The organism is bacterium (assembly GCA_020444065.1).
Lineage (GTDB): Bacteria > Sumerlaeota > Sumerlaeia > SLMS01 > JAHLLQ01 > JAHLLQ01.
On the sequence record JAHLLQ010000001.1, the window covers coordinates 892,940 to 907,751 of the forward strand.

The window sequence follows — 14,812 nt, forward strand, 5'->3', positions numbered from 1 at the left end:
GGCGGCGCCGTTCGTTTGGGAGCATTCGATCGATGGGTAAGAAGAAGAACAGACGCTGGCGGGCTACCAAGTTCTGGCTCCTGCAGCATGTAGTCCTGCCGATCGCCGTACTGCCGGTCAAAGCATGGATGTGGACGTGGCGGATCGAATGGGAGACGCCCGACTTCATCGAGGAAATTCGGCCCAAGCATCCCAGCCGCGTGATCGCGGTCCTGCATGGTCATCAACTGCAGTTCCTCGGCACGCACCTGAAGATGGGGAAGCGGCGCATTCCATCAGCGACGATGGTCAGTCCAAGCCGCGATGGCCAGTTGCTCGGAGATGTCATCTCGCGTTTTGGCGCCACGACGGTCTCGGGAAGCTCGAAATCTCGCGGTGCTGCGGGTTTGATTGAACTAATCAAAGTCGTTCGCGAAGGCCTGGTCGGGCTGATCGCCGTGGATGGCCCGCGCGGCCCGCGCGCCGTTCCTCGGCCCGGCATCCTGACGCTTGCCAAGCAGTCAGAGGCGCGCCTCTACACTGTCGTGATGCTTAGCGCGCCGGCCGTTCGCTTCAAGAGCTGGGACCGAACGGAACTTCCAATGCCTTTCGCCAAGGTGCGCGCGCGGGCGAAGCTCTTTCACGACTACTCCGCTGGCGAAGAACCGCCGAATGCTCTGTGGGCGTTGCAGAATCAGATTCTCGAGGAACTCGAGAAGTCCGGGGAAGAGACACAGGATATCAAGCGGTTGGAGAAGGAGTCGTGCTGAGAATCATCGGCGGCGAACGCCGCGGCACGAAGCTGTTCACGCTGGAGGGCGATGCGACGCGCCCTCTGCGTGGCCGCGTCCGAGAGTCGCTCTTCAGCATCATCCAGTGGGATTTGCGGGGCGCGCGAGTGCTCGATCTGTTTGCAGGCTCGGGCGCGATGGGGCTCGAGGCCCTGAGCCGCGGGGCCTCTTCCGTCTCATTCGTTGAGGCCTCCCCAAAGGCCGCTGATATTGTCCGCCGCAACATCCAGAAGCTGCGCTATGAGGACTGCACAACGGTAATCGCACGTCGCCTGCCCGGTGCGATCCAGGCTGTTCCAGGCGTTGCAGAGGGATTTTCGCTCGTCTTCATCATGCCACCTTATCATTCCGGGGCTGGATGGAGAGCACTTGAGGCTCTGGGGCAAAGCAATCTACTCGCGCCCGATGCGCTCGTTGTTCACGAAGTCGAGCGCAGCGAGGAATTCACCCTTCCCGACGGATGGGCAATTGATGACGATCGCACGTACGGTGTGACCAGGCTGCTCTTCCTGAAGCTAGCGTGAATCACGTCGCAACCTTCTGCAAAACGCCAAGCTGATTGAATTCTCTGCCAAGCACTAGCTTCGAATCCGTGCGGAGCCAGCCTTCGAGGATGGTGGCGTAGACATCTCGGAAATCGACGGTGTGCTTCAGATCGCCTTCATCGAGATCGGTCAGGCTTGGGTATATTCCGTGCAGACCGGGTTGAATGCGCGAACCCGCGATGAACATCGGCCCGGCCGTGCCGTGGTCCGTGCCCCCGCTGGCGTTTTCCTCAACTCGGCGCCCGAATTCAGAGAAGCACATCGTGACAACCCGCTCATCCAGGCCACCTGCGCGCAGATCGGCCTGGAAGGCGTTCAGCGCTTCGGCGAACTGACCCAGAAGGCGCTCATGTTGCCCGGCCTGATTCGCGTGCGTATCAAACCCGGTGTGCGAAACGCAGTAGATTCGCGTGCCAAGACCACCATGGATCAGGCTCGACACAGTGCGAAGTGCGTTCCCAATGCGGCTCTGCGGGTAGGTCGCGCGACTCTCGGATCGGCCAAGCGCACGCTGAATGCTGTCCGATCCGAGCACGGCGTTCGCGGTCGTGTGGCGCAGGAAATCGAGCGTTGAATCGCCATCATTACTCTCCCCCACCTTGTTGAGATGACGGAACGTCTGGTCGTCAGCGTGCAGGCTTTCCTGCCACTCGAAGCGCTCGGGATCGGTGAATGAGACGCCCACACCCATCTTTCCGCCGAACGCCTGGGGACGTTCCGGACCAACGTGAATCGCCGATTCGGGGCGAGCCGTGCCGTTGCAGCAATTGTCGAAGTAGCGCCCGATCCAACCCGAGTTCAAGAAGCGATCCGAATCTGAAGCCGTCTGCCAGATCTCCATGGAGCGGAAGTGCGATCGGTTCGGATTCGGATAGCCAACGCCATTCACGACGGCGAGTTCGCCGCCATCGTAGAGTTCCTTCAAAGGCGCGAGCGACGGATGAAGACCCAACTCATCGTTCAGCTGCAGGATCTTGCTCGTCTCCACACCAATTCGGCGGCGCGCCTTGCGATAGGCATCGTCGCCAAACGGAACGACGGTGTTCAGGCCATCGTTTCCACCGCCGAGTTGAAGCACCACAAGGATGGTGTCGTCCTTTGCCGGGGCAAATGCGGGCGATGCCGTCTGGGCGGAGAGAGCGGAACGTGCGAGAAACGAAGGAATCGCCATGCCCATGGCAGCGATAGCGCTGGAACGAAGGAATTCGCGGCGGGTGAATACGAAATTGGACATTCTCGGACTCCTCGTGATCAGCAGAGTTGGTATTCGGCCATGGACAACAGAAGGTGCACGGCAGCGCGCAGGTGGTCTTCGTCGGTGTATTTCGTGGACAGCAGCGTCGTTTCGTTGCCGCCGGATGAAATGACCTGGAGCAATTCCGCTCGCTGCTTCGCGTCGAGCGACCTACCGAGGAAGTAGTCTCCCAGGTCGTCCAGGACGACACCGATCGGTGCGCTCTTCCAGGATGCGAAGAAGTCCGCGACGTCGAAAGGCGCTCGTCGTGCAGCACGCTCGAAGAAGCGGCGGCGACGTTCGAATTGCTCGTTGGTCTCATCAAGTAATTGGCGCGGCGCGGCATCCGGGGCCTGGCCCGTCACGGCATATCCCGCTGCGTTGTAGCGCACGAGGATCGTGTTCGCATTGATCCAATGGCGCCCGCCCGGCCATCCCTTCACATTCGGTGGATAGAAGAGATTCTGCTCCATCGCGGCCATCGCAAGGGTCAGCAATCGGCCACGGCGTGGCTGGATGTTGAGTTGCTCGACAAGCATCACGACGAACTGCGCGGGGCTCTTGATCTGGCTGCCGATTGCCTTGGCGGAGTAGAATTCCTGCGAACGGAAGATCGTTCGCATCAGTGGCCGCAGTTCGTATTTTGATGCGCGGAATGCAATCGAGAGCTCTTCAATCAGTTTCTCATCAGGATTCTCGTAAACGAAGTACTCCCAAATCTTTCTGCAGATGAACGGCGCAAGCGCAGGCTGCTCGAACAGGATGTCGAGCACGTCGTCGGCGTTCAGTTTTCCGGTCTGACCCAGCACCGTCTTTACGCCATCGTCGTGCTGGCGTTCGTTGTAGACGAACTCGCCCTGCAGATGCGTGTAGCCGGTGAACGCTCGGGCGGCTTCCTTGATGTCTTCCTCGGTGTAGTGTCCTTCGCCGAGCGTGAAGAGCTCCATCAACTCACGCGCCCAATTCTCGTTCGCATGTCCCTTTCGGTTCTGGCGGTTGTCGAGAAACTCAAGCATTGCCGGCGTTTGCCCCACGGCGCTGACCAGGTGGCGGAAATTGCCGAGACCGCGTTGGCGAAAGACCTGGTTCAATTCATAGTTGAATCGTGACGACTTGACCTTCTCCGCGCTCGTGGCGAAGTGCCCGTGCCAGAAGAGCGCCATCTTCTCGACGAGCGGCCGCTTCGAGTGCCGCATGCGCTCGAGCCACCAGATCTTCAGGCGCTCCATCGCCTGGCGCTCGTCGCGCATACGTTCGCGGCGCGCATTGCGGCGTTCGTCTTCCGACATGCCGCGGTACATTCGAAATTCATCGCGCGTCACTGGGTCGGGCAGATCGGTCGGCTCTTCGAACTCGTCCTCGAATTGCTCGAAACTGATGAATGCATCGATTGCCTCGTCAATCGATTGGTCGGCCAGTGAATCCACGACGCGAGGTGGAATGCCGAATCCGGCGCGATTGAGCAAATGACGGGCTTTGCGGCGATCCCATTGGGAAGGGGGCAACGGATCAAGATAGGCGCACACGTCCGGGCTCCTTGGTTGAGCTTTGCTTGATGGGAATATCGTAGGCAAAGGGCTTGCCGACATTTCAGAGTCTACGAAGAAAACTGAACTTGCGGGACTTGAGTAGCTCGAGCTCGAGTACAGACAAACCGTCCGGATGCGTTCCGGTACGGAAGATTGCTCGCGAGTGTACGTTTTGCGTCGCTGGTCAGATCTGGAAGCCGGCGTCCGGCTCCAGGAAACAGGCGCCCCACTCTTCGATGTTGTGCTCTTCGATCAGGCGCCATCCGGTCTGGGCGAACCGCTCGTGGAGGATCTCCAGTTCGGAGAGCAGGTAGCCCGAGAGGATCATGGGGCGGCGCAGCTTGCGCAGGGAGAGCAGCAGCGGATCGAACGCGTCGCTGAGCATGTTGCAGACGACGAGTTCCGGGATCGAGCGGCCGGCAAGCAGTGCGCCGCCGACGGCAGCCTGGACGGAATCGCCCAGGATGAAGTGTGTCTCTTCTTCGCAGTCGTTCAGCTTCGCGTTGCGCTGGAAGTTCTCTTTCGCCAGCGAATCGGAATCCAGGCCGATGGCGTATTCGTATCCGAGCTTAATGGCGGCGAAGCACAAGACGCCGGTTCCGGTCCCGATATCCAAAAGAGTCTGGAATCGATCGGCCTTCGCCTCGATGAGACGCAGGCACAGACGTGTGGTTTCATGCGTACCGGTCCCAAAGACCTGGTCGTACTCGATCTGCACGCGAATGGCGTTGCTCGGCGCGTCCTCGGGAAGCTTCTCGTTGCGTGGCGGCCCGACGAAGATCCGGTCGCTGGCGCGCGTGGTTTTATAGAACTCGACCCAGGACTGGCCCCACTTCTGATCCGGCAGGGCTTCGGCATGCACGGATAGCCCTTCCTCCGGCAGCCACTTGCGCGCGATCTCACTGACGATCCGGCGCCAATGCGGAGAGACCTGCGCTTCGGCACAGAGAACCTTCTCGGCCAATTGCGCGCCTTCGATCTCCGCCTCGCCGGGCTCTTCGCCCTCGAACGGCATCTTGGTCTTGCGGCAGGGGAAGAATAGCACCATCGATTCCGGCAAACCATCGCCGTCGCTGTCGCGTTCCTCGAAACCGGTACAACCGGCTTCAAGGGCATCGGCGCAGAAGAGTTCCCACTGCTCGCGAGTGGCGGTGCTTGGGACGTGGACGATTACAAGTGGCCAGATCTTCATAGTGCTGCGATTATCGAAGTCATCGCGCCAGGGAGCAAGCAAGACCGACGGGGCGGCCGGGCTTTTTTCTGGCCCCGCTCGGCATGCTGTGTGCAGGGTGAGTATGTCGGTGTAGATTGCCGATCTTGAGCGGAATATACGGTCGTAAGAATGCTTCAACTGTTCACATTTCTCCTTGTCGTTGCCGCTCTGGGTCACGTCTGGCTCCAGGGGTTCAATCGCTATCTGATCACGATCCGCGACACCCCGCGCAAAACACTCTGGTTCAAGGTCTGGGGCGTCGCGATTGTGGGGATCCCGACAGCGCTGCTGATCGCGTTCTGGAGGACCGAGACCGTCCAGAGTGCATTATCCTGGCACCCGACGGTGCCGGCCTCTCATTGGCTGTTTGGCGGGTTTGGAATCGTCTGGTTGTACGGCTTGTGGCGATTGGGGCGATGGACGACGGATCGAATCGCGCCGCCAGCTTCCCGTCATCACATCGAAGATCGCACGACGATGCCTTCCATCCCACACGCACCTACCAAGCTCCCCTTCTATCTACGTCCGATCGAGACGACGTTCGATCTGGAAGTCATCGATCGCGAGATTGAGGTGCCTTGCCTCGCACCGGCCTTCGATGGGCTGACGATCGTGCAAGTCAGCGACGTACACTACGAACCGCGCTTCGGTCGGGATGCCTACTTCGATGCGGTCGCGCAGCAGGCGAATCTCCTGCACGGCGATGTGGTGGTCTTCACAGGCGACTTCATCTCGATGCAGCGCTTCATCCCTGCCGCTGTGGAATTCCACGCGCGAATTCGTGGGCAGTTGGCGACGCTCTGCGTGATGGGAAACCACGATTACTGGACGCGACCGGACCGCGTTAGAGAGCATTGCGCGCGCCACGCCATTCGGTGGATGCACAATCGGCGATGGACACTGGAACGCAATGGCCGCCGACTGATCTTTGCAGGCACGGATGCGCCGTGGGGAAAGACGCGAAGCGACTGGCGTGAGCTGGTCCGCCGCGGAACAGGCGAGGCGGTCATTCTGCTCAGCCACACGCCGGACAACGCACCTGGGGCCGCCCGCAATGGCGCAAACCTCGTCCTGAGCGGTCACAACCATGGCGGGCAATTGGCGTTTCCACTGATCGGGCCGATCGTCGTGCCGAGTCGCTATGGGCTGAAGTACACCTGTGGCGTCTACGACATTGGCGACGATTGCGTGTTGAATGTCTCTCGCGGAATCGGCGTCTCCGACGCGAATGGAGGAGGACGAACGATGGCGCCTCCGCAACTGATTCGCCTGACGCTGCGATCTCCGCACGCGGATGTGATGGCCGGCGTAACGGAACGCGCCGCCGTGGCAGCCGCGGTCCGCACGCTTCCCAGTTGAAGGCATGGAAGCCGCTATTCTTCCCCCCAGAGGAGAAGAACCATGTGGCGAATACCCGTTTTGATCTGCATTTCCATCATCCTGCTGGCTTGCGAGAGCCGAAGCAGTTCTGCATCCCGCCAGATTGAATCAGAGACAACCATCGCGAAGGAGGCTGTGATGAACGAAGACCAGAATCTACCCCAGACGGAAGCGGAATGGCGAGAACGCCTGACGCCGGAGGAGTACCGGGTGCTGCGCGAGAAGGGCACCGAGCGCGCCTTCCAGGGCAAGTACGTCCATGTCGATGGCGACGGAGCGTTCAGTTGTGCCGCGTGTGGCCAGCCGCTGTTCACGACAAACGCCAAGTACGATTCCGGCAGCGGATGGCCGTCGTTCTACGAACCGATCGGTGAGGAAAACGTCGAGGAGCGGGTGGACAATACGCTCGGCATGCACCGTACCGAGATCGTCTGCAGCCGATGCAAGTCGCACCTCGGTCACGTGTTCAACGACGGCCCGCAACCAACAGGGCTGCGCTATTGCGTGAATTCCATTTCGTTGGACTTCAAAGAGGGCGGTGAATGAAAGGGGGGCCTTAAGGCATCGGCCCCTTGCGGAAGACCCACGTTGTCATGCATCGCTGATTCTGAACGTTGACCGTCTTGAGGGGCTCGATCAACTGGCCGTTTAAACGTCCCGTCTCAGCCAACAAACACTCCTCATCGACCAGGAAGGCCTCGCTGCGGTTGGGCAACTGGTATCGCAACCCATCGATGTGGCGGAGACTGTGCTCGATGCCGATCGTCGACATCAGACGGGCAAAGATGATCCCACCGATCTTTGTAACGCGATCGATCTGGTCGAGCTTCTTGCGGAAGTGCTCTTCGTCCCGCGAAAAATGAAGAACCGCATTGCAGATCACGGCGTCGAAGGTGCCGCTGTCGAAGGACATTTCCTCGATCGGTTCGTTCCGGAAATTCTCCGGCGGGAGACTTGGTGCCAGGTCCGCGGCGAGCAGTCGGGCCTCGTCGATGGCCCCGGGGGATCCATCCACCCCATAGCAGTCGAACCCTGCGCGCATCAGATAGACAAGATTCCGTCCGGGCCCACATCCGGCATCCAGAACGCGCATGTCCGGGGTGAAACGGCCCTTCATGAACTGATCGAACAGGTAGATATCGACGTCGCCGAACCAGGCCCGAAGATCCGCCGGCATCGGGACATCGACCTTCAAACGGGCTGTTTTCAGCAATGTCTCGCGGGATGCCATTGTGCATTCCTCCAGAACCTCTCTTTGTAAGTCGAAGACTGGACGCTTGGCAAATGATTTTGCGGACGGGGATGCGCTTCTATCGACTGACGAGACTGACCTTCAAATGGGATCCAGGCTGATACTCAAGCGCTAGGAGCGCGCGCTTGCTGTCCTCCTCGAGGTATGCCTGTGCGTGGCGTTCTCTGGTCAGCCATGGGTAGAGATCGAAGGCCAGCAGCAGATCATCGCGAAGAGAAATCGCTTCAGGGGCAGTCAGCATGTCTTCAATTGGTTGCTCGCCGCCCGCGACGGCACGAAGTGGTGCCACTCTTGGCCACTCGATATTGAGTCCGGCCTCTTCCTCCGCACGAAGCTCGGCACGCCTCTTGGACTCTGTATTGAGGAAGATTCGGGATCCGGTCTTCATTCTGATCTTCGTTTTCCCCATTTCACATTCCTCCCACTTCCCGCGAGTTTGCCCTTCGTCCACATTCGACAACTCCAAATACAGGTGGGCGTTTCCAGGGCTAACTGTGGAGGCGGATAGGATCACGCTCCTCCACACAAGTGCAAGACGATGCGTCTTCAGGGCAAACTCGCTCATTGTCGCTGGCTGAGGAGATTCAGGTTCCGGCTCCTGATGATCAAGTGGATGGAATGTATCGTACGCGTAGAGAAGGCACTCCAGAAATTCTCGGAACTCCACAGCGCGACCAGTCTGCCTCATAAACCAAGTCACTGCCAAGCCGTTTAGATTCGAGTCGCTAGGGGCCTGGAAGTACTTCGGGCGCTTGAACCACCGCTCGAATGGAGTCACGTACGGCTCATGCCACCACAATCGCATGCCGAGAAGTGCGTCTCCCAATCCTGGGACAGTCCCTTCGGCTGTCGGTGCCCTTGCCAGAATTCCCCGAAGTTGCGTCGTGGCCTCGGCTGCCTCCCTATGCATCCTCCTTCCCCGCAAAGCGAACGGTAGACACAAGATTCCCCAAATGACTATTGGGATCAGGATGTCAAGAGCCCAATCGATCAGCCGCCGATTCATCCGACTCGATGAGACGATTACAAACACAACGATGAATGTACCTACCGGAATCCCGAGTCGGAGGAGTTTCCGCCTCCAACGCTCGCGCCTAATCAGGCGTTGAAAGATGGGATCGGATTGAGGATCGAACGTCACAGGTGATTTTCCGGTATCCGGGCTGGATAAGGACAGCCTGAGTTCAGGACAGACTCGTGGGCAACTCAGAACTCTGCATAGTCAATACGGGACTCGAATGGATATATTCAAGAAGCCCCGGGACTCGCCGCCCTTGACGCTTGGGGGCTGGGCTGGTCCACTTCCGCCGCGTTTTGATCGAAAGGAGTTTGCCGCCGATGGCGATGACTGTTCTGGACCGCATCAATGAGTTTCTGTTTGAGATCGTAGACGGGCGCTGCAAGGGCGCCGGCGTGGACGCTCCGGCGCGAGAGAGCTACGGCCTGTCGCTCCCCCGCCAGCCCGAGCACGGCGACCTGGCGACCAATGTGGCGCTGATGCTCAGCAAGCCGATGCGGCGAAACCCGATGCAGATCGCCGAGGAAATCGCTCACGACGTGGTCGAGCACGTGCTCGTGGCGTCCGCCGAGGTGGCAAAGCCTGGCTTCATCAATCTGCGCCTATCGGATGCGGCCTACAACGAGCTGCTGAATCAGGTCCGGACCGATGCGGAGAACTACGGCGACAAAAACGTGGGCGGCGGAGAGCGCATCCTGATCGAGTTCGTCAGCGCCAACCCGACCGGCCCCATGCACATTGGTCACTTGCGCCACGCGGTGCTGGGCGAGGCGATCTCGCGCATCCTGCGCTCGGGCGGCTACGATGTGACGAAGGAATACTACATCAACGACGGCGGGAACCAGATCGCGACGCTCGCCGCGACGTTCGATGTGCGTCTGCGCGAGGCGCTCGGCGAAGAGGCCGAGTTGGGCGAGAACATGTATCCGGGCGAGTATCTGCTGGAGTTCGCGCACGACCTGATCGAGGAAAAGGGCGCCGAGGGTGTGTGGGAGATGGAGCCCGCGGATCGCGCCGATTACGCCAAGAATCGCTGTCTGGACATGATCAAGAACCACCTGGCCATCCTGGAGGTGTTCTTTGACGAGTATGTCAGCGAGAAGGCGCTGTACGAGGCCGGCAAGGTCGCCGAGGCGCTGGAGACGCTGAAGGAGCAGGGTGAGACGTACGAGGAGGACGGGGCGCTTTGGCTGCGCACGGAGCACCACGGCGACGATAAGGACCGCGTTCTGGTGAAGTCGGACGAGACCCTGACCTATCTGGTTCCCGACCTCGCCTACCATCACGAGAAGTTCAAACGCTCCTTCGATCACTACATTAACGTGTTCGGCAGCGATCACGTCGGCTACGGCCCGCGCCTGAAGGCCGGCATCCAGTGCCTCGGGCACGATCCTGAGAAGCTGGAGATCATCCTTCTGCGACTGGTGTTCCTGGTCCGCGCGGGCGAGCGCCTCGATATGGGCAAGCGCAGCGGAAACGTCATCAACGCGATCGATCTCGTCAATGACGTGGGCGCGGACGTGGCGCGCTACTTCCTGCTGGAGCGCTCGGCGGGCTCGGAGATCAACTTCGACCTCGATCTGGCCAAGGAACACAGCGATCGCAATCCGGTCTTCAAGGTCCAGTATGCCCACGCGCGCATCTGCACGTTGCTGGGCAAGGCCGCAGAGGCGGGCTTCGCCCCGGCCGAGGCGGACGAGAATCTCTCTGCCTGCCTGGATTCGGATTATGAGCGGGCGATCCTGCTGCACCTGCTGCAATTCCCCGAAGTCGTCGGCCGCTCCGCCCGGGATCGGGAACCCCATCACATCCCGGCGTACCTGCTGGAAATGGCCGAGAAGTGGAATCGCTACTGGTCGGCAGCGCGCCAGGACGACCGATTCCGGATCATTGTGGCCGAAGAGCCGGAGAGAACCCGTGCGCGTCTGGCCCTTGCGGAAGCGGTTCGACAGGTTCTGCGTAACGGCCTGATGCTGCTGGCGATCTCAGCTCCGGATCGGATGGAGCGAGACGAAGAAGAGTCGACCTAATCGCGCCCCAACTCCTTTATTCTCATACATAAACATGACGGAATAGGCACGGTCCAATGGGCCGTGTCGTTTCGTTTTGACCCGCTTTGAGACTTGGACCGAAGGGGGCTAAATAGTTGGTTTTCCCACTTGCACCGCGGGGGGCTGTTCCCTAGCGTTGCGACAAAGAGGATAACTCTTGTCTTTTTTCTGAGAGGTCTCAAGCTAAATGAAACGTGAAACAGCAATTCTCGATGGGAATCAGGCTGCGGCACACGTAGCCTACAAGGTGAGCGACGTGATTGCGATCTATCCGATCACACCCTCGTCGCCGATGGGAGAATGGGCCGACCAATGGATGGCGGACGGCACCCCCAACGCATGGGGTACGGTGCCGATCGTCAGCGAACTGCAGAGCGAAGGCGGCGCATCCGGTGCGATCCACGGCGCGCTTCAGGCCGGGGCCCTGGCCACGACGTTTACGGCCAGCCAGGGTCTTCTGCTGATGATTCCGAACATGTACAAGATCGCCGGCGAATTGACGCCCGGGGTCTTCCACATCGCCGCCCGCGCGGTCGCAACCAACTCTCTGTCCATCTTCGGGGATCACACCGACGTGATGGCGACCCGCTCGACGGGATGGGCCATGCTGTTCTCCAACAGCATCCAGGAAGTGATGGATCAGGCGCTGATCGCGCACTCAGCCACGCTGAAGTGCCGCCTCCCCTTCATTCATGCGTTCGACGGTTTCCGGACCAGCCATGAGCTTCAGAAAGTCGAAGCGCTGACCAATGAGGATTGCCTGTCAATGATGGACGATGAGCTGATCAAGGCTCATCGCGAGCGCGCTCTGTGCCCGGATCATCCGGTGTTGCGCGGCACGGCCCAGAACCCCGATGTGTTCTTCCAGGGCCGCGAAACAGTAAACGCGTTCTACGATGCCTGCCCGGATCTCGTACAGGAAACAATGGACGAGTTCGCGAAACTGACAGGCCGCCAGTACAAGCTTTTTGATTATCACGGCGCTCCCGATGCGGAGCGCGTTATTGTTTTGATGGGCTCCGGCGCGGAAACCGCCGACGAGGCCGTCGATTACATGGTGGAGAAGGGCGAGAAGGTCGGCGTGCTGAAGGTTCGCCTGTACCGTCCATTCTCGATCAAGCACTTCCTCGGCGCGCTCCCGAAGACGGTGAAGGCCATCGCCGCCCTCGATCGCACGAAGGAGCCCGGCGCCACAGGCGAGCCGCTGTACCAGGATATGGTGACGGCGTTCGCAGAGGACGCCGCGAGCGACAGCCCGATCTTCGCAAGTGTGCCGGCCATCGTCGGCGGGCGATACGGTCTGGGTTCGAAGGAATTCACGCCGGCTATGGTCGCGGGCGTCTTCGACACGCTGACCGCCAAGAAGCCGAAGAACCACTTCACGGTCGGCATCATCGACGACCTGACGAACACTTCGCTTCCTTGGGATCCGGAATTCCATACCGAACGTCCGGACGTGGTTCGCGCGCTGTTCTACGGCCTGGGTGCCGACGGCACGGTGGGCGCCAACAAGAACTCGATCAAGATTATCGGCGAAGAAACCGACAACAACATCCAGGGCTACTTCGTGTACGACTCGAAGAAGTCCGGTTCGATGACGGTGTCGCACCTTCGTTTCGGCCCGCGGAAGATCAAGTCGACGTACCTGATCAATTCCGCCAGCTTCGTCGCCTGCCACCAGTGGCCTTTCGTCGAGAAGATCGACATGCTGAAGGGCGCTGCAAAGGGCGCGACGTTCCTGCTGAACAGCATCCACAGTGCGGATGACGTTTGGAATCACCTGCCCCGCGAACTGCAAAAGCAGATCATCGACAAGCAACTGAAGTTCTACGTGATCGATGCCTACTCGGTTGCTCGCGATGCGGGCATGGGCCAGCGCATCAACACGATCATGCAGACGTGCTTCTTCGCAATTTCGGGCATTCTGCCCCGCGAAGAGGCCATCGCCAAGATCAAGCAGGCGATCGACAAGACCTACGGCCGCAAGAGCAAGCAGATCGTTGAGCTGAACTGGAAGGCCGTGGATATGACCCTCGCCAACCTGCACGAGGTGAAGGTCCCGAGCGAAGTCAGCAGCAGCTTTGGCCGCCCGCCGATGATCTCGGAGAAGGCACCGAAGTTCCTGCGCGAAGTGACCGCTGAGATCATGGCCGGCCGCGGCGACGATCTGAAGACCGGCGACCTGCCGAACGATGGCACGTGGCCGATTGGCTCGGCACGTTGGGAGAAGCGCAACATCGCCCTCGAGATTCCCGTCTGGGATCCGGACGTCTGCATCCAGTGCGGCAAGTGCGCAATGGTCTGCCCGCATGCTGCGATCCAGACGAAGGCGTGCGACCCGAAGGCGCTCGAAGGCGCCCCCGAGAGCTTCAAGTCGACCTCGGGTAAGGGCAAAGAGTTCAAGGACATGGCCTTCACGATTCAGGTGGCTCCGGAAGATTGTACCGGTTGCGCCGCGTGCGTTTACGTCTGCCCCGCCTTCGATCGCAGCAACCCGAAGCACAAGGCGATCAACATGGCCGCGCAGGAACCGCTGCGCGAGCAGGAAGCAGCCAACTGGGAGTTCTTCACAAACCTGCCCGAGCCGGATCGCACCGAGCTTCGTCTCGATACGGTCAAGGGCGCCCAGATGCTGGATCCGCTGTTCGAATTCTCCGGCGCCTGCCCGGGCTGCGGCGAGACGCCGTACGTCAAGCTCGTGTCACAGTTGTTCGGCGATCGCATGCTCGTCGCGAATGCGACCGGCTGCTCGTCGATCTACGGCGGCAATCTGCCCACGACGCCGTGGGGAGCGAACAAGGACGGACGCGGCCCCGCCTGGTCGAACTCACTGTTCGAAGACAACGCCGAGTTCGGCTTCGGCTTCTCGCTGACTGTTGAGAAGCTGGCCGAGTACGCCCGCGAGCTGGTTCTGAAACTCTCGACCACGGTCGGCGATGAGCTGGCGAAGGAACTCGTCGGCGCAGACATGAAGGACGAGAAGGGTATCCGCGAGCAGCGTGCCCGCGTTGAAATCCTGAAGAAGCAGTTGGAAGGCGACAAGTCGCCCGACGCACAGCGCCTGCTTACCATCGCCGATTACCTGGTGCGCAAGAGCATCTGGATCATGGGCGGCGACGGCTGGGCATACGACATCGGCTTCGGCGGCCTGGATCACGTCCTGGCCAGCGGCCGGAACGTCAACGTGCTCGTGCTCGATACCGAAGTGTACTCGAACACCGGTGGCCAGGCCTCGAAGGCCACGCCGCGAGGCGCCGTCGCTAAGTTCGCGATGAGCGGCAAGCCGCAGGCCAAGAAGGACCTCGGCCTGATCGCGATGTCCTACGGCAACGTCTACGTGGCTCGCGTCGCTTACGGCGCCAGCGATGTCCAGACGGTTCGTGCGATCCTGGAGGCGGAGGCCTATGAGGGCCCGTCGCTGATCCTGGCCTACTCGCACTGTATCGCACACGGTATCAACATGCGGACGGCAACGGACCTGCACAAGGACGCCGTGAACGCCGGCCACTGGCCGCTGATGCGCTACAACCCGGACAACGTGCTGCAGGGGCAGAACCCTCTGAAGTTGGAGTCGAAGGCGCCGAAGATCTCCTATCGCGACTTCGCCGATAAGCAGACCCGCTTCAAGATGCTGATGAACGCTGCTCCGGAGCAGGCGGACAAGCTGATGAAGCTGGCACAAGAAGACGCCCGCAGCCGTTGGGAGCTCTACGAGCAGATGGCCGGCCTGACCTATTCTGCCCCGGGATCGTCCGACAACGGCGGCAATGGAAGCGACAACTAAGCCTCACAGTCATGACGTCAATGAAAGGGAAATGAA

Annotated in this window: 11 protein-coding genes; 6 read left to right on the plus strand and 5 right to left on the minus strand. The window is 60.3% G+C overall.

Annotated elements, in window-relative coordinates; genetic code table 11:
* Positions 1-32: 32 nt before the first annotated feature.
* Positions 33-749, plus strand: coding sequence for a DUF374 domain-containing protein (locus KQI84_03165; protein ID MCB2153859.1), 717 nt, complete (start codon positions 33-35; stop codon positions 747-749).
* On the plus strand, positions 743-1,294 hold the full coding sequence (rsmD, locus tag KQI84_03170) for a 16S rRNA (guanine(966)-N(2))-methyltransferase RsmD (protein MCB2153860.1): 552 nt from the start codon (positions 743-745) through the stop codon (positions 1,292-1,294). The genes KQI84_03165 and rsmD overlap by 7 nt, the downstream gene beginning before the upstream one ends.
* Before the next feature lies 1 nt (position 1,295).
* Here rsmD and KQI84_03175 read toward each other — a convergent pair whose 3' ends face one another.
* From KQI84_03175 to KQI84_03185, 3 genes are all read right to left on the minus strand, one after another.
* Positions 1,296-2,549 carry a DUF1501 domain-containing protein gene (locus KQI84_03175; GenBank protein MCB2153861.1) on the minus strand — a complete coding sequence of 418 codons (1,254 nt, stop codon included), beginning with the start codon at positions 2,547-2,549 and terminating at the stop codon, positions 1,296-1,298.
* A gap of 17 nt (positions 2,550-2,566) precedes the next feature.
* A complete protein-coding gene (locus KQI84_03180) occupies positions 2,567-4,075 on the minus strand; it encodes a DUF1800 domain-containing protein (GenBank protein MCB2153862.1) in 1,509 nt (502 codons plus the stop codon).
* A 187-nt stretch (positions 4,076-4,262) separates the two neighbouring features.
* Positions 4,263-5,270: a 50S ribosomal protein L11 methyltransferase gene (locus KQI84_03185; GenBank protein MCB2153863.1), complete on the minus strand. Its 1,008-nt coding sequence runs from the start codon at positions 5,268-5,270 to the stop codon at positions 4,263-4,265.
* 150 nt (positions 5,271-5,420) lie between these two features.
* Here KQI84_03185 and KQI84_03190 point away from each other — a divergent pair, with 150 nt between their 5' ends.
* Entirely contained in the window at positions 5,421-6,650 is a 1,230-nt protein-coding gene (locus KQI84_03190; protein ID MCB2153864.1) for a metallophosphoesterase, read from the plus strand.
* Between the two features lie 159 nt (positions 6,651-6,809).
* Positions 6,810-7,217: a peptide-methionine (R)-S-oxide reductase MsrB gene (msrB, locus tag KQI84_03195; GenBank protein ID MCB2153865.1), complete on the plus strand. Its 408-nt coding sequence runs from the start codon at positions 6,810-6,812 to the stop codon at positions 7,215-7,217.
* A 10-nt stretch (positions 7,218-7,227) separates the two neighbouring features.
* Here the strand turns inward: msrB and KQI84_03200 are convergent, their stop codons facing one another.
* Positions 7,228-7,848: a class I SAM-dependent methyltransferase gene (locus KQI84_03200; GenBank protein ID MCB2153866.1), complete on the minus strand. Its 621-nt coding sequence runs from the start codon at positions 7,846-7,848 to the stop codon at positions 7,228-7,230.
* Between the two features lie 133 nt (positions 7,849-7,981).
* Positions 7,982-8,311, minus strand: coding sequence for a hypothetical protein (locus KQI84_03205; GenBank protein ID MCB2153867.1), 330 nt, complete (start codon positions 8,309-8,311; stop codon positions 7,982-7,984).
* Positions 8,312-9,261: 950 nt separating this feature from the next.
* On the opposite strand from KQI84_03205, the gene argS reads away from it, so the two are divergent.
* Both argS and nifJ read left to right on the plus strand, forming a co-directional pair.
* Complete coding sequence (gene argS / locus KQI84_03210) at positions 9,262-10,971, plus strand: arginine--tRNA ligase (GenBank protein ID MCB2153868.1); 1,710 nt, start codon at positions 9,262-9,264, stop codon at positions 10,969-10,971.
* Between the two features lie 208 nt (positions 10,972-11,179).
* Positions 11,180-14,776: a pyruvate:ferredoxin (flavodoxin) oxidoreductase gene (nifJ, locus tag KQI84_03215; protein MCB2153869.1), complete on the plus strand. Its 3,597-nt coding sequence runs from the start codon at positions 11,180-11,182 to the stop codon at positions 14,774-14,776.
* Positions 14,777-14,812: the final 36 nt, after the last annotated feature.

Coding starts and splice junctions, on each gene's coding strand:
- argS (MCB2153868.1), top strand. CDS start 9,262: ATGGCGATGACTGTTCTGGACCGCATCAATGAGTTTCTGTTTGAGATC.
- KQI84_03185 (MCB2153863.1), bottom strand. CDS start 5,270: ATGAAGATCTGGCCACTTGTAATCGTCCACGTCCCAAGCACCGCCACT.
- nifJ (MCB2153869.1), top strand. CDS start 11,180: ATGAAACGTGAAACAGCAATTCTCGATGGGAATCAGGCTGCGGCACAC.
- KQI84_03205 (MCB2153867.1), bottom strand. CDS start 8,311: ATGAAGACCGGATCCCGAATCTTCCTCAATACAGAGTCCAAGAGGCGT.
- KQI84_03165 (MCB2153859.1), top strand. CDS start 33: ATGGGTAAGAAGAAGAACAGACGCTGGCGGGCTACCAAGTTCTGGCTC.
- msrB (MCB2153865.1), top strand. CDS start 6,810: ATGAACGAAGACCAGAATCTACCCCAGACGGAAGCGGAATGGCGAGAA.
- KQI84_03200 (MCB2153866.1), bottom strand. CDS start 7,848: ATGCCGGCGGATCTTCGGGCCTGGTTCGGCGACGTCGATATCTACCTG.
- KQI84_03190 (MCB2153864.1), top strand. CDS start 5,421: ATGCTTCAACTGTTCACATTTCTCCTTGTCGTTGCCGCTCTGGGTCAC.
- KQI84_03175 (MCB2153861.1), bottom strand. CDS start 2,549: ATGTCCAATTTCGTATTCACCCGCCGCGAATTCCTTCGTTCCAGCGCT.